The following is a 23,441-nucleotide window of genomic DNA, read 5'->3' as shown; positions in this document are numbered from 1 at the left end:
GGGTGTTCCTGAGCGTCACTCGGATTGAGACAGTTCTTGGCATGGCAGAAGGCTCAGTACGACCGATCGAGGAAGCAGATCGCATAGTCGTCGCTCGGTTGGTGCTTGAGCTATGGGGAGCGCACACCTCCGTCGCGCACGGAGAGGTGTTCTTCCCGGCGAGTCTGCCGGGCTTCCTCGTGGAGAAGCAGGGCCACGTGCTCGGCCTGCTGACCTACGCGGTGGCGAACCACCAGCTGGAGATCGTCACGATCGACGCGCTGCGCAGGGGCCGCGGCGTCGGCACCGCGCTCGTCGACGCCGCGGTCCGCCAGGCGCGCACGCTCGGGTGCAACCGCGTCCGCCTGACGACCACCAACGACAACCTGGACGCGTTGCGCTTCTACCAGCGCCGCGGGTTCAAGATGACGGCGTTGCGGCCCGACGCGGTCCGCGAGGCGCGCAAGCTCAAACCGGAGATCCCCACCGTCGGCGACTTCGGCATCCCCATGACGGACGAGCTCGACCTGGAACGATGGGTCGCACCCCGCCAGTAGTCCACAGGTGTCCACAACTCTGTCCACAGGGTTGTGCACAAGTGGACTACACGCGCAGCGGGTTGAACGCCTCGTCCCACGCGGCGGCGACCTGACGCGCGCACGTGGTCGGCGCGACGCCTCCCACCCCGGTGCCCAGACCCGGCATCGCGATGGTGTGGACGGCGTCGCGCACCGGCGTGCCGTCCTCCAGCCTGCCCTCGAGCCAGAGCCGCAGGACGGCGCGGGCGGCCAGGTAGGGGTGGACGGTGTCGTTCGGCAGCAGTTCGCCCGGCATGCGCATGGTCGGCGCGCTGATCAGCCACGCCGGCTCGGTCTCGCCGGTCGCCACGATCTGCGCGTCACCGACCGGGAGCTCACCGCCGTGCAACGCGAGCACGGCGCTGCGGACGTTGTTCTCGACCATCGGGAACGCCTGCGCGTAGACGGCGTCGATGCCGCCGCGCATCCAGCCCTGCGAGTTCGCCGGGCTGACCACGGCCTGCGCGTGGATGTCCAGCACGGACCCGCGGTGCACCCGCACACCGCTCCGCCCGGCAGCCACGGCGAGCCAGGCGTTCGCCATCGGTTCGTCGACCGCGCACAACACGAGTTCTGGCGCTAGAGCGGGCACGCCCCAAGCATTCCAGTTCGCACGGCCCCGGCGGAACCCAGGTTCGGCCGCTGACACAGGCGTGATCCTCACCTCTACTGTGAGCGGGTGCCTCGCATTGCGTACTTCGGACCACAGGGGACCTTCACCGAGCAGGCAGCGCTCCGGTTCGGCTCCGACCTCGTCCCGGTCGACACGATCCCGCTCGCCGTCGCGGCGGTCCGGTCCGGTGACACCGAGTTCGCGTGCGTCCCGATCGAGAACTCCGTCGAGGGCGCCGTCCCCGCGACGCTGGACGTCCTGATCCGCGACACGCCCGTGGTCGCCGTCGCCGAGACCGTGCTCGACGTCCGGTTCAGCGTCCTGGTCCGGCCCGGCACCACGTCGATCTCGACCGTTGCCTCGCACCCGCACGCACTGGCCCAGACCCGTGAGTGGATCGCGGCCAACCTGCCCGGCGCCACCTCCATCGCCACCTCCTCGACCGCCGCCGCGGCCGCCGCCGTGGAACGCGGCGAGTTCGACGCCGCCGTCACCGCCCCCGTGGCGATCAACCACTACGGGCTCGAAGAGCACGCGGTCGACGTGCTCGACGTGGCCGACGCGCGCACCCGGTTCCTGCTGCTGCGCCAGCCGGGTGAGCTGCCGCAGCCGACCGGTGCCGACCGCACCAGCGTCGTCGTGACCACGCCGAACCGCGTCGGCGTGCTGTCCGAGCTGCTCACCGAGATCGCGTTGCGTGGGATCAATCTCACCGGCCTCGAATCGCGTCCCACGAAGGGCAAACTGGGGACGTACCGCTTCTACATCGACGTCGAGGGGCACATCGCAGAACCGAGGATCGGTGACGCGCTGGCCGCGCTGCACCGGCACTCGCACGAGATCCGGTTCCTGGGGTCCTTCCCGAAGGCCGACCGGGAACCCGTGACCGCTCACAACGACGAGTTCGCCGCGGCAGCCTCCTGGGTCGATGCTGTCAGAAAGGGCGAGCGCGGGTGAGGTTGCTGCTGGTCAGGCACGGCGAGACGGCGTCGAACATCGAGCGGAGGCTGGACACGGCCATGCCCGGCCCCCCGCTCACCGAACTGGGCCACAAACAGGCCCGCGAACTGGCCGACTCGCTCGCCGGCGAGGACATCACCGCCGTCTACGCGAGCATCGGCCTGCGTGCCCAGCAGACCGCCGCCCCCACCGCCGAACGCTTCGGCCTGCCCGTCCAGGTCCTGGAGGGCATCGAGGAGATCCAGGTCGGTTCCCTGGAGGGCCGCAACGACACCGAGGCCTACCGGACCTACCTGGAGACCGTCGTGAAGTGGGCGGAGGGCGCCCTCGACGTGGCGTTCCCCGGCGGCGGTGAGACCGGGCAGCAGGTGCTGGACCGGTTCCTCGGCGCCATCGGGTCGATCCACCGCGACACCGGCACCGTCATGGTCGTGACCCACGGCGGCGCCGGCCGCATGGGCGCACTGGCGCTCGCCGACAACGTGCCGGTGGAACTGGCGGAGAACCTGCTGCCCAACACCGGCGTGGTGGTGCTGGAGCGCGACGGCGACGGCTGGCTGTGCCGCTCGTGGGCAGGCGTGGACGTCTAGCCCCCTTGCTCCACCGGCATCTGCAAGATGCTGGAGCAGCAGGGGGAGGGGTCAGCCCCAGCCCAGCTCGTGGAGCTTTGCGTCGTCCACGCCGAAGTGGTGCGCGATCTCGTGGACCACGGTGACGATCACTTCCTCGACCACGTCGTCCTCGGTGGTGCAGATGTCGAGGATCGCCTCGCGGTAGATGAAGATGTGGTCGGGCAGGGTGCCGCCGTAGTCGGTGTTCCGCTCGGTCAGCGCGATGCCCTGGTAGAGGCCGAGCAGTGACGGCTCGTCCGGGTTGCGGTCCTCGACCAGCACGACCACGTTGTTCATGGCGTGCAGGAAGTCGGGTGGGACCAGGTCCAGCGCCTCCTCGACGAGCTCGTCGAACCGGGCGCGCGTCATCTCCACAGTCATCGGTTCTCGGTTGTCGTCGTCGTGGTGGGCTGGCTGCTGGACGGCTTGTCGGGCTTGCCGGACTCGGACGGTTCCGCGCTGCCGGACGGCTGGCCGGACTGGGAGTGCAGCGGGGCACCGGTGGGCTCGTCCTGCGGCTTGACCGAGGTGGTCTGCGGCGGGTTCGAGGTGGTCAGCGGGGCGCCGTCGGGGTTGCGGACGCTGCCCTTCCACGCGACGAGCTTCTCGCCCTCGGGGACGGCGCCGATCTTGCAGTTGGCCTTGCGGGAGCCGACGGCCCAGCTCTCCTGGGCGCGGACGTCCCACGTGACGAGCAGGCCCTTGGCCTTCAGGTCGGCGCCACCGGTGTACTCGACCGCGATCGCCGCGCACTGCTCGGACATCACGGCGTCCTGCTTCTCGGGCGCCAGGTACTCGCCCTCGGGGTGCGCGAAGACGCCGATGATCTCGAACGCGTGCGGCTGGGCGCACTCGATCGGGTCGCCGACCGTGTTGTTCTCACCGAGCGCGACGCACACGCCGGGGTCGTACACGTTCGACTGGTCCTGGGTCTTCGCGCTGCCGAACGAGGGCAGCGGCGCGCCGGAGGGTGCGGTGACCTGGAGGCCGCAGCGCAGCTGGCGGTCGCCGTTCTTCCAGCGGTTCTCGTCCGGGTTGAGCGAGCTCACGCCGTACTTGCCCTTGGGGTCGAGCTTGCCGGACATGTACGTGGTCGCCGCCTGCGCGCAGTTGTCCTGGGCGATCTTCTCCCACGCCTCGGGCGTCGGGAACGGCGCTTCCTTCGGGTAGCCGGCCGCGATGTCGGCCGTGCCGGTCACCTCGAACCTGTGCGCGGCGGTGCAGTCGACCTTCTGCGCGTCGGACAGGTCGGTCTTCGCCCAGTTCAGGCAGTCGCCCGCCACGGCCTGGTAGGCCGCGTTCACCAGCTCGCGCTTGGTGGTCAGCGGGCCTCCTGCCAGCACGGACGTGAACGCGGACACCATCAGCAGGCCGAACGCGCCCACGAACGCGCCCAGCATCACCAGCCGCGTGTCGCGGATGTGACCTGATCGACTCAACCAACCGGCGCTCGGAGACATCTCATCCATGATGCCTGTGCTGTGTGAGACGGCTGTCGGCCGGGTTGGACCAAAGGGGGCGAGTGTTGCTATTAGGACACTCGTCACCTGATTGGCCGTCAAATGGTCGTATCGCTAGGTACCTTGCCCGCGGGAGTGGTGATGACTGACAACAACCAGCAGGGGATGCCGCCTCAGGGGCCTCCCGGCCAGCCGCAAGAGCCGCAACAGCCGGCGCCGTACCAGCAGCTGCCGCCGCAGGTGCCGGTGCCGCAGCCGGGACCGGCCCAGCCCCCCGCCCAGCAGAAGGGCAAGGGCCAGGTGCGCCAGCAGCAGGCCGGTGTGACCAAGGCGCGTCAGCCGTCGGTCGCGGAGCAGCGCGCCCGTGCCGCCGCGCAGAAGGCGCAGCAGGAGCGGTTCGCCGCCGAGTCCGCCGCGTTCGAGAAGCGCCGCAAGACCCGCAAACGCCTGCTCATCGGTGGTGGCGTCACGGTGGGTGTCGTCGCGCTGATCGCGATCTGGTACGCAGCCGCCAGCCCCAAGAACGTCACGGCGCAGTGCACCGACAAGAACAACGTCATCGTCGACGACGACTACTGCGACGAGAGCTACTACCGCAGCCACGGCGGGTACAGCAGCGGCGGGTTCATCTACATCGGCGGCAGCCAGTACCGCTACAACTACGGCGGTTCGGGCGCGGTCGGCCAGAAGGTGACCGGCGGCAGCTACACCATCCCCAAGGGTGCGAACGTGTCCACGAAGTCGGGCACGACCGTGCAGCGCGGCGGGTTCGGCGTCAGCAGCGGCAAGTCCAGCAGCGGGAGCTGACAGTTGCGTCGTGAAACCTCCTCACCGCGGCCGAACTGGCAGCGGACGGTCTCTGACCAGGGCCTCGTGTTCGGGCTGCCCGCGAAGTACGCCAACGGCTCCGACCGCCCGTACTGGGACGAGTCGGTGCACTACGTGTTCGAGATGAGCGAGATCCTCTCGCTCGAAGCCGACGTCGAGCTGCTCCACTCCATGTGCCTCGACGCGGTGGACAACGTGGTCACCACCGAGCGCTACCGCGACTTCGGCATCCCCGAGTGGGTGTGGCCGCACATCGCCGAGTCGTGGCGGCGGCACGACCCGCACCTCTACGGCCGCTTCGACCTGCGCTACGACGGCTCCGGCCCGGCCAAGCTGCTGGAGTACAACGCCGACACGCCCACCTCGCTGCTCGAGGCCGCGATCATCCAGTGGAACTGGAAGACCGACGTGTTCGCCGACGACGACCAGTGGAACTCGCTGCACGAGCAGCTGGTCGAGCGCTGGTCCCAGATCGGCGCGAAGCTGCCCTCCGGTGAGGTCCACTTCACCTGGTCGGGCGCGGAACCGTCCGGCGAGGACCACCTCACCACCGCCTACCTGCAGGAGACGGCCGCGGAGGCCGGGCTGAACACCGTCGGGCTCGCGATCGAGGACCTGGGCTGGGACACGCTGCTCAACCGGTTCGTCGACCTCGAAGAGGCCCCGATGAACACCGTGGTCAAGCTCTACCCGTGGGAGTGGGTGGTCGAGGAGCAGTTCGGCCGCCACGCCGTCGAGTCGCTGCCCGCCACCCTGTGGATCGAGCCGCTGTGGAAGATGCTGCTCTCCAACAAGGCGCTGCTCGCGGTGCTGTGGGAGATGTACCCGGGCCACCCGAACCTGCTGCCCGCGTACCTGAACAACCCCGGCATGCTGACCGAGTACGTGCGCAAGCCGCTGCTCGGCCGTGAGGGGTCGAACATCCAGATCGTCGCGCCCGGCTACGAGACGCAGACCGGCGGCGTGTACGGCAAAGAAGGCTTCGTGTACCAGCTGTTCGACCCGCTTCCGGACTTCGACGGCTACCGCCCCGCGTTGGGAGCCTGGGTCGTCGGCGACACGTCGGCGGGACTGGGCATCCGGGAAACAGTCGGTCTGGTGACCGACGATGGCGCGGCGTTCGTGCCGCACCGCATTGTTGAGTGAACTCCGAAAGGGAACAGCACATGATCACGACGCAGCTCGCGTTGGACCCCGGCTTCGGCTCGGCCATCGGCCGGGGCATCGGCGCGATCGCGCTGTACGCCGTCGTCGGTCTGGTCCTCATGGTGTTCGGCTTCTACGCGATCGACTGGACGACCCCGGGCAAGCTGTCCACCCTCGTCCGCAACGGTGCACCGAACGCCGTCATCGTGACCGCCTCCGGTCTGCTGTCGATGGCCTTCATCGTGGTCGTCGCCATCACCAGCTCGGTCGGCAAGCTCGACGAGGGCCTCCTCTCGGCCCTGATCTACGGCTTCTTCGGCATCATCGTGCAGGTGGCCGCGGTCCGGCTGCTGGAGTGGATCACCCGCCTGGACATCGGCTCGATCATCGAGTCGGACCGGTTCGCCCCGGCCTCGGTCGTCGTCGCCTCCGCGCACCTGGCGCTCGGCCTCGTGGTGGCGGTCGCGATCAGCTAGCCCCACCTTTCCGCATCACGGAAGTCACGCGGGGGCCCCGCGTTCCCCCTGGGGGAACGCGGGGCCCCCGCGTGCCCGGTCGGTGGGCGGGTGGGCGGAACTCGGTGAGGGGCGTGGTACGGGCTGGTCTACCCTTCTCAGGGTGATTGACCTCAAGGTGTTGCGCGAGAACCCGGAGATCGTGCGCGCTTCGCAGCGTGCCCGCGGCGAGGACGAAGGTGTCGTCGACGCCCTGCTGTCCGCTGACGAGCGCCGGCGTTCCGCGATCTCCCGCGCGGACACCCTGCGCGCCGAGCAGAAGGTGCTCGGCAAGGAGGTCGGCAAGGCCAAGGGCGACGACAAGACCGCGTTGCTGGTGAAGGCCAAGGACCTGTCGAACGAGGTGAAGGCCGCCGAGGCCGAGCAGCACGCCACCGCGGCCGAGGTCGACGAGCTGCTGGCCAAGATCCCGAACCTGGTGCACCCGGACGCCCCGGTCGGCGGCGAGGACGACTTCGTGGTCCTCAAGACCGTCGGCGAGCCCCGCGAGTTCGACTTCGAGCCGGTCGACCACCTCGACCTGGGCACGAAGCTGGGCGCGATCGACATGGAGCGCGGCGCCAAGGTCGGCGGGTCGCGGTTCTACTTCCTCACCGGGGTGGGGGCGCAGCTGGAGCTCGCGCTGCTGAACATGGCGGCGGCGCAGGCGACGGCGAACGGCTTCACGTTGATGATCACGCCCACGCTGGTGCGGCCGGAGATCATGGCGGGCACCGGGTTCCTGGGCGCGCACTCCAGCGAGATCTACCACCTGCCGAACGACGACCTGTACCTGGTCGGCACGTCCGAGGTGCCGCTCGCGGGCTACCACGCCGACGAGATCCTCGACGGCGAGCGGCGCTACGCGGGCTGGTCGTCGTGCTACCGGCGCGAGGCCGGCTCGTACGGCAAGGACACCCGCGGCATCATCCGCGTGCACCAGTTCAACAAGGTCGAGATGTTCTCCTACGTCAAGCCGGAGGACGCCGAGGCGGAGCACGCCCGGCTGCTGGCGTGGGAGGAGGAGATGCTCGCCAAGATCGAGGTCCCCTACCGCGTCATCGACACGGCGACCGGCGACCTGGGCACGTCCGCGCACCGCAAGTTCGACTGCGAGGCGTGGGTGCCGACCCAGGGCAAGTACCGCGAGCTGACCTCGACGTCGAACTGCACCACGTTCCAGGCGCGCAGGCTGAACGTCCGCTACCGCGACGAGAACGGCAAGTCGCAGATCGCGGCCACGCTCAACGGCACGCTGGCGACCACGCGCTGGATCGTCGCGATCCTGGAGAACCACCAGAACGCCGACGGCTCGGTCACCGTGCCCGCGGCGCTGCGGCCGTTCATGGGCGGCGTCGAGAAGCTGGTCCCGAAGGGCTAACCGAGCGCGGGCAGCACGTCGGCGGCGACCTGTTCGACCACCGACTCGCTGCCCGCGTACACGCCGTCGTGCCGCGGCCAGTGCGACACCACGTCGGTGAAGCCCAGCTCGGCCGCGCGGCCGACGGCGTCGGTGAAGCACTGCACCGACGACAGCGAGTAGACCGGTGCCGAGTCGAGGTTGAGGTACCGGTCGACGCGCGTGCGGCGGCCGGTGCGCAGGATCGTCTCGTCGAACTGCGCGGCCATCCGCGCGACGCCGCGCCACCACTCCTCGTGGTCCTCGGCCGGCGGGCCCATCGTGACCCAGCCGGTGCCGAACCGCGCCGCCACCTCCATCGCCTTCGGCCCGTTCGCCGCCACCACGAACGGCAGCCGCGGCCGCTGCACGCAGCCGGGGAAGCCGCGGGCCTCCACGGCCTGGTAGTAGCGGCCGTCGTAGCTCACCTCGTCCTGCGACAGCAGCTGTGCGAGCAGCTCGACGAACTCGGTGAACCGCTCGGTGCGCTCCTTCGGCAACGGCGGCTTGCCGCCCAGCACCGTCGTGTCGTAGCCGGGGCCACCGGCGCCGACGCCGAGCGTGAACCGGCCGTCGGACACGTCGTCCACGGCCAGCAGCTCGCGGGCGAACGACACCGGGTGGCGGAAGTTCGGGCTGGCCACCAGCGTTCCCAGGCGAATCCGGGTCGTCACCATCGCGGCGGCGGTGAGCGTGGGGATGGAACCGAACCACGGTCCGTCGACGAGCGTGCGCCACCCGAGGTGGTCGTAGGTCCACGCGTGGTGGAAGCCGTACTCCTCGGCGGCCCTCCACTTGGGCTCGGCAATCCACCAGCGGTGCTCGGGAAGGATCACTATGCCTGTGCGCACACCCGTACCGTAACGACCTGTTCTGCCGCCGGACGAACCACACCAGGCAACATGGTGGACGTGGAACAACCTCTGCTGGTCGCGACCGACATCGACGGAACCCTGCTCACGCCCACCGACGAGGTGTCACCCCGCACCGCGGCGGTGGTCGGCCGGGTGATCGCGGCGAAGGTGCCCTTCGTCCTCGTCACGGGCCGTCCGCCGCGCTGGATCCCCACGCCGGCCGCCAAGGCGGGCACGACGGGTCTCGCCGTCTGCGCGAACGGCGCCGCCCTCTACGACATCGCCGCCGACCGCGTCCTGTGGCGCAGGGGCCTCGACCCGGTCCTGCTCAGCGACATCGCGAGCACGCTGGACCGCGTCCTGCCCGGCTGCGCGCTCGCCGTCGAACGCCTCGGCGAGACCGCGGCCGACTCCGACTTCGTCGCCGAGCACGGCTACGAGCACGCCTGGCCGGAGGGACCGTCCGAGGACGTCCACCGCGCCCGCGTGCTCGGGTTCGACGCCGTCAAGATGCTGGTCAGGCACACCGGCATGACCAGCGCCGCGATGGTCGAGGCGTGCGAGGGCCTGGTCACCGACCACGTCGACGTGACGTTCTCCACGAACAACGGGCTGATCGAGCTGTCCGCCAAGGGCGTCACGAAGGCCACCGGTCTCGCCGACGCCGCCGAGCGCTTCGGCGTCCCCGCGAGCGCCGTGGTGGCGTTCGGCGACATGCCCAACGACATCCCGATGCTGCAGTGGGCGGGGCACGGCGTGGCGATGGCCAACGCGCACCCGTCGGCCCTGGAAGCGGCGGACGAGGTCACCGCTCCGAACTCGGAGGACGGCATCGCCCTGGTCCTCGAGCGCTGGTTCTGACCTCGTAGGCTGGCGCCATGCGTGCTCTCGTGACCGGCGGTGCCGGGTTCATCGGCTCCACCCTCGTCGACCGCCTCCTGCGCGACGGCCACACCGTCCACGTCGTCGACGACCTGCGGCGGGGCAAGCGCACGGCGCCCGAGGCCCACGCCGAGCGCTACTCGTTCACGCAGCTCGACGTCACCTCGCCGGAGCTGGCCGACGTGGTCGCGGCGGCCGCTCCCGAGGTCGTCTACCACCTGGCCGCGCAGATCGACGTGCGCGTGAGCGTCGAGCGGCCGCTGGACGACGCGACCCAGAACGTCCTGGGCACCGTGAACCTCGCGGAGGCCGCCCGCCGCGCCGGCGTGCGCAAGGTCTGCTTCGCCTCCTCCGGTGGCTCGATCTACGGCACCCCGGACGTGCTCCCGGTGTCCGAGGCCGTGCCGATCAACCCGAAGTCGCCCTACGCGGCGTCGAAGGTCTCCGGCGAGGTGTACCTCAACACCTACCGCCAGCTCTACGGCCTGGAGTGCACCCACCTGGCGCTGGCCAACGTCTACGGCCCCCGCCAGGACCCGCACGGCGAGGCGGGTGTGATCGCGATCTTCGCCAACGCCCTGCTCGCCGGGAAGCCGACCAAGGTCTTCGGCGACGGCGGCAACACCCGCGACTACGTCTACGTCGAGGACGTCGTCTCGGCGTTCGTCGCCGCGTCCGGTGAGGCCGGCGGCGGGCAGCGCTACAACATCGGCACCGGCCACCAGGTGTCCGACCGCGAGCTGCACACGCTCGTCGCGAAGGCGGCGGGTGCCGCGGACGACCCGGAGCACGCCCCGGCCCGCCTCGGCGACCTGCGCGCCTCCGCGCTCGACGCGAGTGCCGCGGAGCGCGACCTCGGCTGGACCCCGGAGGTCGACATCGCGACGGGCGTGTCCCGCACGGTCGACTACTTCCGCGCTCAGCTCTGAGCGACCGGCCGGGCCTGGCGGAAGGTCAGGCCCGGCCGCCCGTCAGGCCTGGGCGACCGCCTGGTCGGCCACGTACCGGGCGATCTCCAGCGACGACGTCGCCGCCGGCGAGGGCGCGTTCAGCACGTGCACCTGGGCCGGTGCCGTCTCGATGAGGAAGTCGTCGACCAGCGAGCCGTCCGGCAGCATCGCCTGCGCCCGCACGCCGGCCTCGGACCTGACCAGGTCCGACTCCTGCACCGCCGGCACGAGCCGGGCCAGCGAGGCGGCGAACCGCTTCTTCGAGAACGACCGCAGCACCTCCTCGGCCCCGGTCTTCGCGAACTTGCGGGCGAGCTTCCAGATGCCGGGGAACCGGGCCACGTCCCAGAGGTCGGCGGGCGAGATCTGGGTCCACCGGTAGCCCTCGCGGCGCAGCGCGAGCACGGCGTTGGGGCCCGCGTGCACGGAACCGTCGAGCATGCGGGTGAGGTGCACGCCGAGGAACGGCAGCGTCGGGTCCGGCACCGGGTAGATGAGGCCCTTGACCAGGTGGCGCGCCTGCGGGGCGAGCTCGTAGTACTCGCCGCGGAACGGCACGATCGTCGCGCGCGGCTCCAGGCCGGCGAGGCGGGCGACGCGGTCGGACTGCAGACCGGCACAGTTGACCAGCAGGTCGGCGCGCAGCACCTCGGTGCCGGTGGCGACCTCGACCCCGCCGGTGCGGCCGGGGCGGATGCCCAGCGCGGGCGTGAACAGGCGCAGGTCGGCGCCGGCCGCGTTCAGCGACCGGACCAGAGCGCCGCAGATGCCGGGGAAGTCGATGATGCCGGTGCTCTCCACGCGCAGGGCGGCCACGCAGGAGACCTCGGGCTCGTAGTCGCGCGCCTCGGCGGGGGAGATCAGCTTGGCGGGCACGCCGTTCGCCTCCGCGCGCTCCGCGAGCACGTTCAGCGCGGGCAGCTCGTCGGGGGAGGTGGCGACGACGAGCTTGCCGCACACCTCGTGCGCCACCCCGTTGGCGCGGGCGAAGTCGATGATCGAGCGGTTGCCCGCCACGCTCATGCGCGCCTTGAAGGAGCCGGGCTTGTAGTACAGCCCCGCGTGCACCACGTTGGAGTTGTGGCCGCTCTGGTGGGCCGCCCAGTGGCCCTCCTTCTCCAGAACCGTTACCCGGTAACCCCTGCTGACCAGCTCGTTCGCCGTTGCCAGACCGAGGATGCCGCCACCGATCACGATCGCGTGCCGCAAGACGTCTCCCTCATTCACCTCGTGGACCGCACGCCCGCTCCGGTGGACCGCGCGTACGGCCGACAAGGATACGTCCGGCCGGGATCGGCGCGGTCGGCCCCGGTATGGTGACGGCCGCTGTGTCATCTGGGCAGCACGCAGAAACTCCGTGGTATGAGCCATTCGCCGGTGCGGTGTCACCGCGGTGGGGAAAAGGGGGCACCGCGATGACTCAGGTCGCGGCAGCACGACGTCATCCGCTGTTGGAGGACGTGCACAGGATCATCGAGGACCGGTCGTGCTCCGTCCTCTCGTTCGACATCTTCGACACGATCCTGTGGCGGCGCGTGCCCCGGCCCGCGGACGTGTTCGGCATCCTCGGCGCCCGCCTGCGCGCCGCGGGGCTCGCGCCGGAGTGGGTGACCGACGCCACGTTCCGCCGGATGCGCGTGGTCGCGGAGGACAAGGCGCGCAACGGCCGCGAGGCGCTGGGCACCGAGGTCTCGCTGTTCGACATCTGGCGCGCGATGCCGTCGAACGTGTTCCCCCGCGAGCGCCTCGACGAGCTGGTGAAGGCCGAGATCGAGACCGAGCGCGAGTACACGGTCGTCGACCTCGACATGGCCGAGGTGGTGAAGAGCGCGCTCAAGCACGACGTGCAGGTCATCTTCGTCTCCGACACCTACTTCACCGAAGAGCACCTCAACTACCTGCTCGACCGCCCCGAGCTGGGCAGCCTGAAGGACGTCAAGATCTTCCGCTCGCACCAGCACGGGCTGGACAAGGCGAGCGGGCTGTTCGAGATCGTGCTCAAGGAGATCGGCAAGGAGCCGGAGCAGGTCGTGCACATCGGCGACAACGTGGTCGCCGACATCGAGGTGCCCGGCGAGATGGGCGTGCGGACCGTGCTGTTCCGCCGCCTCGACGACGAGCTGACGAACGTGCTGGAGCGCGAGAACGACACGGTCGAGCACTTCGGCCCGTACGCGCCGCACTTCGACGCCGTCGAGGGCGACTTCGGCATCACCAGCCTGCGCGCCAAGACGATCCAGGCCGGCCGGCACCAGTCCAACTCGGCCGTCGACACCGCGTGGCGGTACGGCGCCTCGGTGTTCGGCCCCGTCCTCACCGGCTTCGCCGAGTGGGTGGCGTGGAAGGCGCACACGGCGGGCAAGAAGGTCCTCTGGTGCCCGATGCGCGAGGGCGAGCTGCTCTCCGAGCTCGTCAACAACGCGGCGAGGGCCCGCGGCTGGGACGTCACGGCCAAGCCGATCTGGCTGTCCCGCCACGTCACGTCGATCGCGGGTGTCACGGAGTTCGACACCGACTCGATCCACGAGTTCATCCGGCGCAGCTACCAGCTGAACGTGCGCCAGGTGCTGTCGACGATGGGCCTGCGCGCGGGCGACGTGCCGAGCCTCGCCGGCGACCTGAACACGGTCATCGACAACGGCGGCATCGCGGAGCGGGTCAGCATCGCGCTGACCGAGACCCCGCACATCCAGAACCGCCTCAAGGGCAACCTCACCGCCGCCCGCGAGCGGCTGATGCTCTCGCTGCGCAAGGCGGGCGCGCTGGACGGCGACGACATCACCCTCGTCGACCTCGGCTGGGGCGGCACGATCCAGTACATGCTGGCCAAGGCGTTGAAGGCGGCGGGCAGCGACATCGTCCCGGCCGGTCTCTACATCGCCACGGACCACCGCGCCGCCCGCGCGTACCTCTCAGGGCTCCAGGTCGAGGGCTACCTCGCCCAGGCCGGTCACCCCGAGGACACCTGCGCCACCATCGTGCGCAGCCCCGAGGTGTTCGAGCAGTGCGTCAACTCGATCTGCGGCTCGCTCATCGGGTTCACCGAGGACGGTGCGCCGGTGCTCGGCCCGGTCTCCGAGTCGACCTCGCAGAACAACGAGCGCAGGGCCGTGCAGGACGGCATCAAGGCGTTCCAGGCGCAGTGGAACCGCTACGTCACCCACTTCGACGGCCGGTGGGCGGACCTCACCACCTCCCCGGCGGCGAAGGACCGGCTCGCCAACATCCTCGTGTCGGCCCTCAAGGCGCCGACGCCGGAGGAGGCGGCCGTGTTCGGCAACTGGGCGCACGAGGACAACTTCGGTTCCTCGGTCGTCACCAGGATCGTGCCGGAGGACCTGAAGGCCGTGCTGCCGTACCTCTCGCCGGCCGACCTCGACGACCTGCACATGCGCGACTCGTTCTGGCCGGCCCTGCTCGCCGCGTCCGACACCGGTCTCGGTGCGGCCGCGCGCGGTCTCGCCACCGGCCGGATCGAGCCGTCGGTCTTCGAGTCCAGCGGTGAGCCGATGGAGACGGCGCTGTACTACCGCACCGCCGAGGACAAGTGGCGCGAGGCCGGGCGCAAGCGCGTGCGGATCAACCACAACGGCCTGTCGTTCGCCCGGCTGCGGTTCGAGCACCACGACACCATCGACCTCTCCCTCGCACTGCCCGGACGTCCCGCGATCGTGCGGGTCGACTGGATCGAGGCCGAGGTCGTCGCCGCGGGCGGCCGCAAGGTCACCGTCCGCTGGGAGGGCCACGACGACTTCGCCGGCATGAGCTACCGCGAGTGCCGCTGGCTCGGCGCGAACATGGTCGAGTTCGACAACGAGCACTCCGCGCTGATCCTGCCGATCGCGCAGCGCGCCGGCGGCTGGGTGTCGTCGGGTCAGGTCACCGTCGGGTTCGCAGTGCTGCCGCAGTCCATCTCGCACCTCTCCCCGCACCTGCCGACCGCGAAGAAGCTCGCGCGGGTGTCCGGTCGCCTCAAGCAGGAGTACAGGACTCGCGGTCCGGCCGGACTCGCGGCAAGCGCGGCGCGGATCGCGATCCGCAAGCTGGGAGGTAACACGTGATGCTCGACCCGGCGATGACCGGCGACAGAACCGATCCCCACGCCCAGGCGAGGACCGCGCGGCAGCAGCCCTTCCTGCTGCACTCGATGTCCGTCTTCCACGAGATGTTCAAGATCCTCTTCACCTACAAGAAGATCGAGAGCGTCCTCGAGGTCGGTGTCGAGTCCGGTCAGGTCAGCTCGATCTACACCGAGCTGGGTGCGTCGAAGGTCTACTGCATCGACCCGTACCCGACCGCGGAGCTGCGCGAGACGCTCGCGAAGAACCCGAAGCTCGAGCTCGTCGAACGGCCGTCGCCGCAGGTGCTGGCCGAGCTGCCGGCCGCCGACCTGTACGTGCTGGACGGCGACCACAACTACGCCGTGCTGCACGGCGAGCTGACGTACCTGCTCAAGAACACGCCGGACGCGGTCATCGCGCTGCACGACGTGCTGTGGCCCTGGTCGCGCCGCGACCTGTACTACGAGCCGTCGCTGCTGTCCGGTGACGCCAAGCACGAGGTGTCACTCGTCGACGGACCGACGATCTGGCACGACGAGCTCACGCCCGCCGGTTTCGTCGGGCACGGCTCGTACAGCGTCGCCGTCGAGGCGGGCGGCGAACGCAACGGCGTGCTGACCGCGATCGAGGACGCCATCGCGGAGGCCGACGAGGACTGGCTGTTCGTCATCGTGCCCGCCGTGTTCGGCATGGGCGTGATGGTGCGCAAGGACGCCCCGTTCGCCAAGAAGCTGCTCGACGCGCTCAAGCCGTACACGTCGTCGAAGCTGCTCGCGATGATGGAGAACAACCGCGTCGCCATGTACACGCGCGTGCTGCAGCTGCAGTACGAGGCGGTGGCCGCCGCGGAGAACCACGACCGCTTCGCCGAGGAGGTGGCCCGGCAGCGCGTGGAGATCGAGCGGCTGCACGGCGAGCTCGCACGGCGGAACCACGAACTCGGGGTGCTCCGCACGCAGAACGCGGAGCTGCAGCGCCACCTGCGCGACCCCGACCTGGCGGGGGAACCCAACATCGGCACCGTGCTGCACCAGCTCAGCCGCGTCGCCGGCAAGCAGATCCGCAAGGCGCGCAACGGGTCCTGACCGGACTCAAGACGAGAGGCCCTCCCGGCGCTGTGCCGGGAGGGCCTCTTCGCGTTGTCAGGCCCGCGGTTGCGTCAGACGGACGTCGTCACCTGCTCCGGTTCGGACTGGACGTGCACCCGCTCCGGAACCCTCGACGCCCACCAGTAGGCGGCGAAGAGCACACCGGCCCCCACCACCCCCAGCACGATCGGCAGCACCGAACCCAGCGGCGGCGTCCACTCGCCCTCGAGCGGGTTGAGCGACTTCAGCCCCGACTGCCAGCGCGTCATCGCGTACAGCAGGCACGCCACGTGGACCGGCAGCGTCAGCACCGCGAACAACCGCGTCATCGTCCGCATGTGCCGGGCGGTGAAACCGTGCCGCACCAGCACGTACGCGGCGAGCATCGGCAACGCCACCGCGACGGTGAGGAAGTACCTGCCCTGGTTGAAGAACCAGATCCGGTTGGCGCTCAGCACCTCCAGCGCGAGCAACGGCACGAACGCGCCGAACGCCAGCGCTCCCAGCCGCCACCGCTCGACCCGGTCGCCGAGCGCGAAAGCGGCCAGCAGCGGCAGCCCGACCACCATGATCCACACGATGTAGACGAGGCGGGGCATCTCCAGCTCGGCCCAGCCGGGCACGGAGATCATCTGGTAGACGTTGTTCGGCCACGCGTGGACGAACGCGTGCTTCAGCACCATCGCGAGCGTCTGCTTGCGGTCCCACCCGGTCGGGTCGGCCGGCTTGACGACCAGCGTCCACGCGAGCGACGCGACGGTCGCCAGCACGACGAGGACCGACCAGCGCTTCACCGACGCCGACCGCCACAGCTCGCGCAACCGGTCCTTCGAGGACGGCAGCAGCACCACACCGAAGATCACGCACAGCCACATGGCACCCGTGAACTTCGGCGTCACGAGCACGGCCGCCGAGATCCCCGCCAGCGCCACGGCCGCGCGGTTCACCCCGGCCCGCTGCTCGTGCACCAGGGCCAGCAGGCTCGCGAACAGCGCCGCACCGGCGGCGATCTCGACGCCCTGCGGGTTCACCGCACCGGCGAGGTGCGCGACCATCGGCGTGGTCGCCGCGACGACACCGGCGAGGAGCGCCCGGTGCCGCGTCCACCGCACCGCGGCCACCACCGTGCCGGCGAGCAGCGCAGCCACGGCGGCACCGGTCAGCAGGCGGGTGAGCATGATCCCGGTCCAGTTCGGCCACGGCAGCAGCGGCCAGCCCGTCACCGCGTAGTAGACCGGGTTGTACCGCGCCGCGGTCGTGTCGAGCTCCCGCAGCGTCTCGTCACCACCGGGCTCCGGCTCGCAGTCGGCGGGCACCGTCGCCTTGGTGGGGAAGCAGAAACCGGGGTAGAGGCTGTCCGGCACGAGCTGCAGACCGCCGTTGATGTCCTGCTTGGCGATGATCTCGCCGCGCACGACCCCCGCCGCGCGCAGCACGTGCTGCGACTCGTCCGGCGGACCGTTGTACGGCGTGGCGAACGCCCAGCCCGCGAACAGCGCGGCGAAGCCGACGAACGACACCAGCCACAGCCGCACTCCGGAACGTTCAGCTGTTGGCGGCACGGATCGGCTCCTTGACGGGTTCTTCGTCGGTCACGGGCTTCGGCTCGGCCGCCGCGGGAACCCGGGAGATCCGCCAGTGGACGACGAGCGTGATCGCGATCCCGGCCACGGCCAGCACGAGCGGCAGGACCGAGCCGTACGCCGGGGACCAGCTGCCCCGCAACGGGTTGATCGACGCGAGGCCCGACTGCCAGCGGGTCATCGTGTACGCGAGGCACACGAGGTGGATCGGCAGCAGGAACACCGCGAGCAGGCGGGCGATCCGGCCCATCTGCTCGTCGTTCAGCGCCCTGCGGGAGATGACCCACGCCCCGAGCATCGGCAGCGCGATCGCTCCCGGCAGGAAGTAGCGGCCCTGGTTGAACCAGCCGATCTGGTTGGCGCTCAGCAGCTCCAGCACGAGCAGCGGTGCGAACGTGCCGAAGAACAGGAAGAGCAGCCGCCACCGGTCGGTGCGGTTGCCGACGACGAGACCGCCGAGCACGAGCAGTCCGGCCGCCATGAACCAGGCGACGTAGACCAGCCGCGGCATCAGCGTCTCGTTCCAGCCGGTCACCGCGACCATCTGGTAGGCGATGTTCGGCCACAGGTCGGCGATCACGAACTTCGCCATGTAGCCGAACGTCCAGCCGTGGTCGTAGCCCGACGGGTCCGCCGGCTTCACCAGCACGGTCCAGGAGAGGCCGAGTGCCGTCGCGAACGCCACGAACACCGACCAGCGCTTGACCGTCGCCGACCGCCAGAGCTCGCGCAACCGGTCCTTCGAGGACGGCACCAGCGCGACGAGCATGATGCCGACCAGCCACATGATGCCGGTGAACCGCGGCACCACGAGCACGGCGGCGGAGATGCCCGCCAGCGCGACCGCGGCCCGGTTGACGCCCGCACCGGCCTTCTCGGCCTGCACCAGCGCCATCATCGAGGCGAACAGCGCCGCGCCCGCCGGGATCTCCAGGCTCTGCGGGTTCACCGAGCCGTAGACGTGGAACACCATCGGGGTGGCCCCGACGATCAGACCGGCGGCCATCGCCCTGCTGCGGTTCCAGCGCGCCGCCGCCACGACCGTGCTCGCGAGCAGCGCGGAGGCGATGGCGCTGGTGACGAGCCGGCTCAGCACGACACCGGTCCAGTTCGGCCAGAACGCGAGCGGCCAGGCGGCGACCACGTAGTAGGCCGGGTTGTTGCGCCCGGCCGGCGTGGACTCCTCGTGCAGCGCCTCACCCTCGGAGGGGTAGCGCGCGTGCAGGCAGTCCGCCGGCACGGTGACCTGCTGCTGGAAGCACCAGTTGACCAGCAGGCTCGCCGGGACGTCCTGGACCGCACCGGCCGCGTCCTGCTCGGCGATGACCTGGCCCTCGAAGATGCCCGCGGCACGCACGGTGTGCCGCGACTCGTCCGCCGGCCCCTCATAGGGTGCCGCGATCGCCCACGACGCGCTCAGCAGGAAGAACCCGAGGAACGCGAACAGCCAGAGCCGGGCGGACGACCGGGACACGGTCACGGTGCGCTCTCAGTCACGGCAACGGCTGCCAGGCCCTCGGTCTCGGAGATCAACCGGTGCCGGGTGCCGTCCTGCGGACAGGTCAGGTCCTCGTCCAGGCGGGTGGCGCACCGGCACACCCAGCCCTTCTGCACGGCCGGGTTGCCGACGACGAACGCGTGCGCGGGCACGTCGCGGGCGACCACGGCACCGGCACCGACGAAGGCGTTCTCGCCGATCACCGTGCCGCACACCACGACCGCGTTCGCGCCGATCGTCGCGCCCGACCTCACCAGGGTCGGCAGCAGCGCGTCCGAACCCAGCTTCTGGTGCGCGCGTGGGCGCATGTCGTTGGTGAACACCGCGTTCGGCCCGAGGAACACGTCGTCCTCGCACGTCACGAGGTTGAACACGAGCACGTTGTTCTTCACCGTGACGTTGTTGCCCAGCACGGCCTCGTTCTCGACGAACGCGCCGTCGCAGATGTTGCAGTCGCGCCCGATGCGCGCGCCCTTGAGCACGTGCGCGAACGCCCACACCCGAGTGCCTTCCCCGACGGTCTCGCTCTCGCAGAGACCGTTGGGGTGGACGAAGACGCCGGTCACTTGACCGCCTCCGCGAGGACCTCGACCACGCGCTCCTGCTGCGCACGGGTCAGGCCCTGGTACATCGGCAGCGAGAGGATCTCGCCCGCGGTCTGCTCGGCGTTGGGGAACGAGCCGGCGGTCGCGAACGCCTCGGTCTTGTGGATCGGGGTCGGGTAGTGGATCTGCGCGCCGACGCCGTTGTCCTGGAGGTGCTTGAGCACCCGGTCGCGCTCGGCGACGCGGACGACGTAGAGGTGCCACACGTGCTCGTTGCCCTCAAGGGTCACCGGCGTCCGCACGCCCTCGACGCCCGCGAGCAGCTCGCCGTAGTACGCGGCCACCTCCTGGCGCATGACGTTCCACGCGTTGAGGCGCTTGAGCTTCGCGTGCAGCACGACGGCCTGCAGCGTGTCGAGGCGGCTGTTGAAGCCCAGGGTGCTGTGCACGTACTTGGTCGGCGAACCGTGCTGCGAGAGCAGGCGCACCTTCTGCGCGAGGTCGGCGTCCTGCGTGGTCACCGCACCGGCGTCGCCGTACGCGCCGAGGTTCTTGCCGGGGTAGAAGCTGGTGCCGGCGGCGTGGCCGACCGAGCCGGAGATGGCGCCGTTGCGCTTGGCACCCTGCGACTGCGCGGCGTCCTCGATCAGGAAGATGCCCTGCTCGTCGCACGCCGGCTTGAGCTCCTCCAGCGGCGCCATCTGGCCGTAGAGGTGCACCGGCAGGACGGCCTTGGTGCGCTCGGTGAACGCGGCGACCGCTGCCTTGGTGTCGATCAGGTAGGTGTCCGGGTCGCAGTCGACGAACACCGGGGTGGCGCCGGCGCGGGCCACGGCCTCGGCGGTCGCGATGAAGGAGTTGGCGGGCACGATGCACTCGTCACCGTGGCCGACGCCGACCGCGCGCAGGGCCAGCTCCAGCGCGTCGGTGCCGTTGCCGACGCCGACGGTGTGCGCGACACCGCTGTACTCGGAGTACGCCTTCTCGAACTCGGCGATCTGCGGCGCGCCGATGAACGCGGTGTTGGCCAGCACCTGCTCCCAGCCCGCGGCGACCTCGTCGGCGATCTCGGCGTGCTGGAACTTCAGGTCAACGGGAGGGATCTTCATCGCTTGTTCGTCCTCATGAGATCGTCGGACTGCGGGAGAACCCGCAGGCGGCGCGCGGGGGTACCCGCCCACACCTCGTACGGCGGAACGTCTTCGAGCACCACCGCGCCCATGCCGACCAGCGCGTGCTCGCCGACGGACAGGCCTTCCCTGACCAGCGCACCGCTGCCCAGGTAGGCGGCCTCACCCACGGTCACGCCGCCGGCCAGGGCGACCCTGGCCGCGAACGTGACGTGGTCGGAAATCTGGTCGTCGTGCGTGATGGTCACGTGCGGCATCACCACGACGTGCGCGCCGATCCGCTGCGGAGCAGTGACGGCGACGAACGCGAGCAGGACCGACCCGTGGCCGATCTCGACGCCGTGGGCGACGCTCGCGAGGGGGTGGACGACGGTGGCGTAGCGCTCGTCGGGCAGGCCGAGCCGGGCGGAGATCGTCCGCCGCGACGCCTGGTTGCGCGAGCTGGCCGTGCAGATCAGGACCTGCGCGTCGGGGTGCTCGTGGACCGTGTCGGCGCCACCGAGCACCGGCAGGCCGTCGACGAGCTCACCGTGCCGGGCCGGGTTGTCGTCCAGGAAGCCCAGCACCTCGAACGCCGGCGAGGCGGTGTTGAGCGCGCGGACCGCGCCCAACACCTCCCGAGCCAGTCCGCCCGCACCGACGAGCAGCAACGGGCGAGCCGCGGTCACCTCAGCGACTCCGCCAGTGCCGACACGACCTGGTCCTGCTCGGACTCGGTCATCTGGTGGAACAGCGGCAGGATCAGCGAGCGCCGGGTCAGGTGCTCGGTCACCGGCAGCTCGGCGCGCTCGGCCTCCTCGGCACCCGCGTAGGCGGGTTCGAGGTGCGCGGCCATGATGCCGCGGCGGCCGGAGATGCCCTTGCCGAGCAGGTCGGTGAGGACGTCCACGACGGACTTCTCCACCGAGTCCGGCAGCACGACCCAGAACGACTGGTAGTTCGTCGTGCCGTACTCCGGGTCGCTCACCCAGGTCAGGCCGTCGATCTCGGCGAGCATCTTGTGGTAGCGCTCGGCGAGCTCGCGGCGCTTCGCGATGACGCCGTCCAGCTTGGACAGCTGGATGATGCCGACGGCGGCCTGCATGTCGGTCATCCGGTAGTTGAACGCGAGCTCCTCGTACGCCTCCAGCTTGACGCTGCTGGTGGCGTGCCGGTCGGCCGCGGAGACGCTCATGCCGTGCTCGCGCAGCTTGCGCAGGCGGACGGCCAGGTCGGCGTCGTTGGTGGTGACCATGCCGCCCTCACCGGTGGTGAGGAGCTTGCGCGGGTGGAACGACCACGCGGCGAGGTTCGCCGACGCGCTGGCCGGACCGCCCTTGTACGTGGAGCCCGCCGCGCACGCGGAGTCGTGCACCAGCTGGACGCCGTGCTTGTCGCACACCGCCTGCACCGCGTCCACGTCGAACGGCATGCCGCCCTGGTGCACCGCGATGACCGCGCGCGTCCTGGGCGTGATGACCGCCTCGACCGTCTCGGCGGTGACGTTGCCCGTGGCCGGGTCGACGTCGCAGAACACCGGCGTCGCGCCGACGTAGCGCACGACGTTGGTGGTCGCGATGAACGAGAACGACGGGATGACGACCTCGTCGCCGGGGCCGAGGCCCAGCACGTGCATCGCCAGGTGCAGGCCGGTGGTGCAGTTCGAGACCGCGACACCGTGACCAGCGCCCTGGGCGAGCGCGAACTGCTTCTCGAACTCGGCGACCCGCGGGCCCTGGGCGACCCAGCCGGAGCGGACGACCTCCGCCGCGGCGAGCGCCTCCTCCTCACCGAGGAAGGGCTTGATAACCGGGATCATCAGACGTCGCCCTTCACGCTGCGCCACCACTGCACCAGCTCGACGAGACCGTCGTGCATGGAGATGGTGGGCTTCCAGCCCAGCTCGCGCTCGGCGGCCGAGATGTCCGCGAGCCGGCGCGGCACGGCGTTGACCGACCGCTCCGGACCGAACTCCAGGTCACCGGTCGCGCCCATGGCCTCCTGCAGCGCACGCGCGAGGTCGATGAGCGAGGTCTCGGTGGCCGAGGCGATGTTGTAGACGGTGTCGGTGACGTCCGCCTGCGCCGCCAGGATGTTCGCGCGCGCGATGTCCTTGACGTGCACGAAGTCCATCGTGGCCTTGCCGTCGCCGAGGATGAGCGGCGGCTGGCCGGCCTCGATGCGCTCCATCCAGCGGATGAGCACCTCGGTGTACTTGCCGTGCGCGTCCATCCGCGGGCCGTACACGTTGAAGTAGCGCAGCGCCACGTAGTCGAGGTCGTGCATCGCCTTGAAGCTGCGCAGCATGCCCTCGTTGAACGCCTTCGAAGCACCGTAGAAGGTGTCGTTGTTGTACGGGTGGTGGCGCTCGGTGGTGGGGAACTCCTCGGCCAGGCCGTAGACCGACGCCGTGGACGACGCGATGACCTTCTCGACGTTCGCCTCGACGGCCGCCTCGATGATGTTGAACGTGCCGTCGACCAGCACCTCCAGCGCCACGCGGGGCTCCGCGGCGCAGCGCGTGATGCGCAGCGCGGCGAGGTGGAAGACGGCGTCCGCGCCCGCGACGGTCTTCTTGACCAGCGGGATGTCGCGGATGTCGCCCTCGACGAGCTCGACCTTCTCCGGCGCCCGCTCGAGCGCCTCCGCGATGTTCTGCACGCGGCCGCGGCTCAGGTCGTCGATGACGACGACCTTCGCGGCACCCGCGTCCAGCAACTGGTCGACCACGTGTGAGCCGATCGTGCCGGCACCGCCGGTGACCACGATCCGCCGGTCGGTCAACTCCATCTTCGGTGCTCCT

General features: G+C 70.3%; 23 protein-coding genes. 11 read left to right on the top strand and 12 right to left on the bottom strand.

Annotated elements, in window-relative coordinates; genetic code table 11:
• The first annotated feature begins 101 nt into the window (after positions 1 to 101).
• Positions 102 to 536, top strand: coding sequence for a GNAT family N-acetyltransferase (locus ACZ7CF_RS13790; protein WP_458429765.1), 435 nt, complete (start codon positions 102 to 104; stop codon positions 534 to 536).
• A gap of 46 nt (positions 537 to 582) precedes the next feature.
• On the opposite strand, the gene ACZ7CF_RS13785 is transcribed toward ACZ7CF_RS13790, so the two are convergent.
• Positions 583 to 1,101, bottom strand: a complete 519-nt coding sequence (locus tag ACZ7CF_RS13785; protein ID WP_360397104.1) for a macro domain-containing protein — start codon at positions 1,099 to 1,101, stop codon at positions 583 to 585.
• A 135-nt stretch (positions 1,102 to 1,236) separates the two neighbouring features.
• Here ACZ7CF_RS13785 and pheA point away from each other — a divergent pair, with 135 nt between their 5' ends.
• Both pheA and ACZ7CF_RS13775 read left to right on the top strand, forming a co-directional pair.
• A complete protein-coding gene (pheA, locus tag ACZ7CF_RS13780) occupies positions 1,237 to 2,127 on the top strand; it encodes a prephenate dehydratase (RefSeq protein ID WP_360396982.1) in 891 nt (296 codons plus the stop codon).
• Positions 2,124 to 2,720, top strand: coding sequence for a histidine phosphatase family protein (locus tag ACZ7CF_RS13775; RefSeq protein WP_470369709.1), 597 nt, complete (start codon positions 2,124 to 2,126; stop codon positions 2,718 to 2,720). Before pheA ends, ACZ7CF_RS13775 begins: the two co-directional genes overlap by 4 nt.
• A 51-nt stretch (positions 2,721 to 2,771) precedes the next feature.
• Here the strand turns inward: ACZ7CF_RS13775 and ACZ7CF_RS13770 are convergent, their stop codons facing one another.
• Entirely contained in the window at positions 2,772 to 3,122 is a 351-nt protein-coding gene (locus ACZ7CF_RS13770) for a metallopeptidase family protein (RefSeq protein WP_360396980.1), read from the bottom strand.
• The gene (locus tag ACZ7CF_RS13765; RefSeq protein ID WP_458429763.1) at positions 3,119 to 4,201 is read right to left on the bottom strand and encodes a septum formation family protein; all 1,083 of its coding nucleotides are present in this window, start codon (positions 4,199 to 4,201) and stop codon (positions 3,119 to 3,121) included. Before ACZ7CF_RS13765 ends, ACZ7CF_RS13770 begins: the two co-directional genes overlap by 4 nt.
• A 141-nt stretch (positions 4,202 to 4,342) precedes the next feature.
• Between ACZ7CF_RS13765 and ACZ7CF_RS13760 the strand changes: the two genes are divergently transcribed.
• The 4 genes from ACZ7CF_RS13760 (at position 4,343) to serS (ending at position 8,050) form a co-directional block, all read left to right on the top strand.
• Positions 4,343 to 5,008, top strand: a complete 666-nt coding sequence (locus ACZ7CF_RS13760) for a hypothetical protein (RefSeq protein WP_360396978.1) — start codon at positions 4,343 to 4,345, stop codon at positions 5,006 to 5,008.
• A 3-nt stretch (positions 5,009 to 5,011) separates the two neighbouring features.
• The gene (locus ACZ7CF_RS13755) at positions 5,012 to 6,175 is read left to right on the top strand and encodes a glutathionylspermidine synthase family protein (protein WP_360396977.1); all 1,164 of its coding nucleotides are present in this window, start codon (positions 5,012 to 5,014) and stop codon (positions 6,173 to 6,175) included.
• A 23-nt stretch (positions 6,176 to 6,198) separates the two neighbouring features.
• Positions 6,199 to 6,651 carry a DUF350 domain-containing protein gene (locus tag ACZ7CF_RS13750; RefSeq protein WP_360397103.1) on the top strand — a complete coding sequence of 151 codons (453 nt, stop codon included), beginning with the start codon at positions 6,199 to 6,201 and terminating at the stop codon, positions 6,649 to 6,651.
• A gap of 142 nt (positions 6,652 to 6,793) precedes the next feature.
• Positions 6,794 to 8,050 carry a serine--tRNA ligase gene (serS, locus tag ACZ7CF_RS13745; protein WP_360396976.1) on the top strand — a complete coding sequence of 419 codons (1,257 nt, stop codon included), beginning with the start codon at positions 6,794 to 6,796 and terminating at the stop codon, positions 8,048 to 8,050.
• On the opposite strand, the gene ACZ7CF_RS13740 is transcribed toward serS, so the two are convergent.
• Positions 8,047 to 8,919, bottom strand: a complete 873-nt coding sequence (locus tag ACZ7CF_RS13740) for an LLM class flavin-dependent oxidoreductase (protein ID WP_360396975.1) — start codon at positions 8,917 to 8,919, stop codon at positions 8,047 to 8,049. The genes serS and ACZ7CF_RS13740 overlap by 4 nt on opposite strands.
• A 60-nt stretch (positions 8,920 to 8,979) precedes the next feature.
• Here ACZ7CF_RS13740 and ACZ7CF_RS13735 point away from each other — a divergent pair, with 60 nt between their 5' ends.
• A complete protein-coding gene (locus ACZ7CF_RS13735) occupies positions 8,980 to 9,783 on the top strand; it encodes an HAD family hydrolase (RefSeq protein WP_360396974.1) in 804 nt (267 codons plus the stop codon).
• A 17-nt stretch (positions 9,784 to 9,800) separates the two neighbouring features.
• Positions 9,801 to 10,733 carry an NAD-dependent epimerase/dehydratase family protein gene (locus tag ACZ7CF_RS13730; RefSeq protein WP_360396973.1) on the top strand — a complete coding sequence of 311 codons (933 nt, stop codon included), beginning with the start codon at positions 9,801 to 9,803 and terminating at the stop codon, positions 10,731 to 10,733.
• Between the two features lie 42 nt (positions 10,734 to 10,775).
• Here the strand turns inward: ACZ7CF_RS13730 and lhgO are convergent, their stop codons facing one another.
• Positions 10,776 to 11,963 carry an L-2-hydroxyglutarate oxidase gene (gene lhgO / locus ACZ7CF_RS13725; protein WP_360396972.1) on the bottom strand — a complete coding sequence of 396 codons (1,188 nt, stop codon included), beginning with the start codon at positions 11,961 to 11,963 and terminating at the stop codon, positions 10,776 to 10,778.
• Positions 11,964 to 12,169: 206 nt separating this feature from the next.
• Here lhgO and ACZ7CF_RS13720 point away from each other — a divergent pair, with 206 nt between their 5' ends.
• Both ACZ7CF_RS13720 and ACZ7CF_RS13715 read left to right on the top strand, forming a co-directional pair.
• Positions 12,170 to 14,815, top strand: coding sequence for an HAD family hydrolase (locus ACZ7CF_RS13720; protein ID WP_470369708.1), 2,646 nt, complete (start codon positions 12,170 to 12,172; stop codon positions 14,813 to 14,815).
• The gene (locus tag ACZ7CF_RS13715) at positions 14,815 to 15,900 is read left to right on the top strand and encodes a class I SAM-dependent methyltransferase (protein ID WP_360397102.1); all 1,086 of its coding nucleotides are present in this window, start codon (positions 14,815 to 14,817) and stop codon (positions 15,898 to 15,900) included. Before ACZ7CF_RS13720 ends, ACZ7CF_RS13715 begins: the two co-directional genes overlap by 1 nt.
• A 74-nt stretch (positions 15,901 to 15,974) precedes the next feature.
• Here ACZ7CF_RS13715 and ACZ7CF_RS13710 read toward each other — a convergent pair whose 3' ends face one another.
• The 7 genes from ACZ7CF_RS13710 to ACZ7CF_RS13680 are packed head-to-tail and all read right to left on the bottom strand — an operon-like array spanning position 15,975 to position 23,428.
• Positions 15,975 to 17,465 carry a DUF2142 domain-containing protein gene (locus tag ACZ7CF_RS13710; protein ID WP_458429758.1) on the bottom strand — a complete coding sequence of 497 codons (1,491 nt, stop codon included), beginning with the start codon at positions 17,463 to 17,465 and terminating at the stop codon, positions 15,975 to 15,977.
• Positions 17,449 to 18,966 carry a DUF2142 domain-containing protein gene (locus ACZ7CF_RS13705; RefSeq protein ID WP_360396969.1) on the bottom strand — a complete coding sequence of 506 codons (1,518 nt, stop codon included), beginning with the start codon at positions 18,964 to 18,966 and terminating at the stop codon, positions 17,449 to 17,451. The genes ACZ7CF_RS13710 and ACZ7CF_RS13705 overlap by 17 nt, the downstream gene beginning before the upstream one ends.
• Positions 18,963 to 19,550, bottom strand: a complete 588-nt coding sequence (locus tag ACZ7CF_RS13700) for an acyltransferase (protein WP_360396968.1) — start codon at positions 19,548 to 19,550, stop codon at positions 18,963 to 18,965. The genes ACZ7CF_RS13705 and ACZ7CF_RS13700 overlap by 4 nt, the downstream gene beginning before the upstream one ends.
• Positions 19,547 to 20,638 carry a DegT/DnrJ/EryC1/StrS family aminotransferase gene (locus tag ACZ7CF_RS13695; RefSeq protein ID WP_360396967.1) on the bottom strand — a complete coding sequence of 364 codons (1,092 nt, stop codon included), beginning with the start codon at positions 20,636 to 20,638 and terminating at the stop codon, positions 19,547 to 19,549. Before ACZ7CF_RS13695 ends, ACZ7CF_RS13700 begins: the two co-directional genes overlap by 4 nt.
• Positions 20,635 to 21,327, bottom strand: coding sequence for an acetyltransferase (locus ACZ7CF_RS13690; RefSeq protein ID WP_360396966.1), 693 nt, complete (start codon positions 21,325 to 21,327; stop codon positions 20,635 to 20,637). The genes ACZ7CF_RS13695 and ACZ7CF_RS13690 overlap by 4 nt, the downstream gene beginning before the upstream one ends.
• Complete coding sequence (locus ACZ7CF_RS13685) at positions 21,324 to 22,457, bottom strand: DegT/DnrJ/EryC1/StrS family aminotransferase (RefSeq protein WP_360396965.1); 1,134 nt, start codon at positions 22,455 to 22,457, stop codon at positions 21,324 to 21,326. The genes ACZ7CF_RS13690 and ACZ7CF_RS13685 overlap by 4 nt, the downstream gene beginning before the upstream one ends.
• Positions 22,457 to 23,428, bottom strand: coding sequence for an SDR family NAD(P)-dependent oxidoreductase (locus tag ACZ7CF_RS13680; RefSeq protein ID WP_458429755.1), 972 nt, complete (start codon positions 23,426 to 23,428; stop codon positions 22,457 to 22,459). Before ACZ7CF_RS13680 ends, ACZ7CF_RS13685 begins: the two co-directional genes overlap by 1 nt.
• Positions 23,429 to 23,441 lie beyond the last annotated feature (13 nt).

This window comes from Lentzea sp. NPDC036955, from assembly GCF_055608005.1.
The sequence above is the reverse complement of the archived record's forward strand: the minus strand, read 5'-3'. Positions and strand labels throughout refer to the sequence as shown.

Excerpts from the sequence above, each read along its gene's own strand:
- ACZ7CF_RS13770 (WP_360396980.1), bottom strand. The coding sequence starts at position 3,122 with ATGACTGTGGAGATGACGCGCGCCCGGTTCGACGAGCTCGTCGAGGAG.
- ACZ7CF_RS13680 (WP_458429755.1), bottom strand. The coding sequence starts at position 23,428 with ATGGAGTTGACCGACCGGCGGATCGTGGTCACCGGCGGTGCCGGCACG.
- ACZ7CF_RS13730 (WP_360396973.1), top strand. The coding sequence starts at position 9,801 with ATGCGTGCTCTCGTGACCGGCGGTGCCGGGTTCATCGGCTCCACCCTC.
- ACZ7CF_RS13760 (WP_360396978.1), top strand. The coding sequence starts at position 4,343 with ATGACTGACAACAACCAGCAGGGGATGCCGCCTCAGGGGCCTCCCGGC.
- ACZ7CF_RS13715 (WP_360397102.1), top strand. The coding sequence starts at position 14,815 with ATGCTCGACCCGGCGATGACCGGCGACAGAACCGATCCCCACGCCCAG.
- ACZ7CF_RS13720 (WP_470369708.1), top strand. The coding sequence starts at position 12,170 with ATGACTCAGGTCGCGGCAGCACGACGTCATCCGCTGTTGGAGGACGTG.
- ACZ7CF_RS13785 (WP_360397104.1), bottom strand. The coding sequence starts at position 1,101 with ATGGCGAACGCCTGGCTCGCCGTGGCTGCCGGGCGGAGCGGTGTGCGG.
- ACZ7CF_RS13695 (WP_360396967.1), bottom strand. The coding sequence starts at position 20,638 with ATGAAGATCCCTCCCGTTGACCTGAAGTTCCAGCACGCCGAGATCGCC.
- ACZ7CF_RS13765 (WP_458429763.1), bottom strand. The coding sequence starts at position 4,201 with ATGTCTCCGAGCGCCGGTTGGTTGAGTCGATCAGGTCACATCCGCGAC.
- ACZ7CF_RS13685 (WP_360396965.1), bottom strand. The coding sequence starts at position 22,457 with ATGATCCCGGTTATCAAGCCCTTCCTCGGTGAGGAGGAGGCGCTCGCC.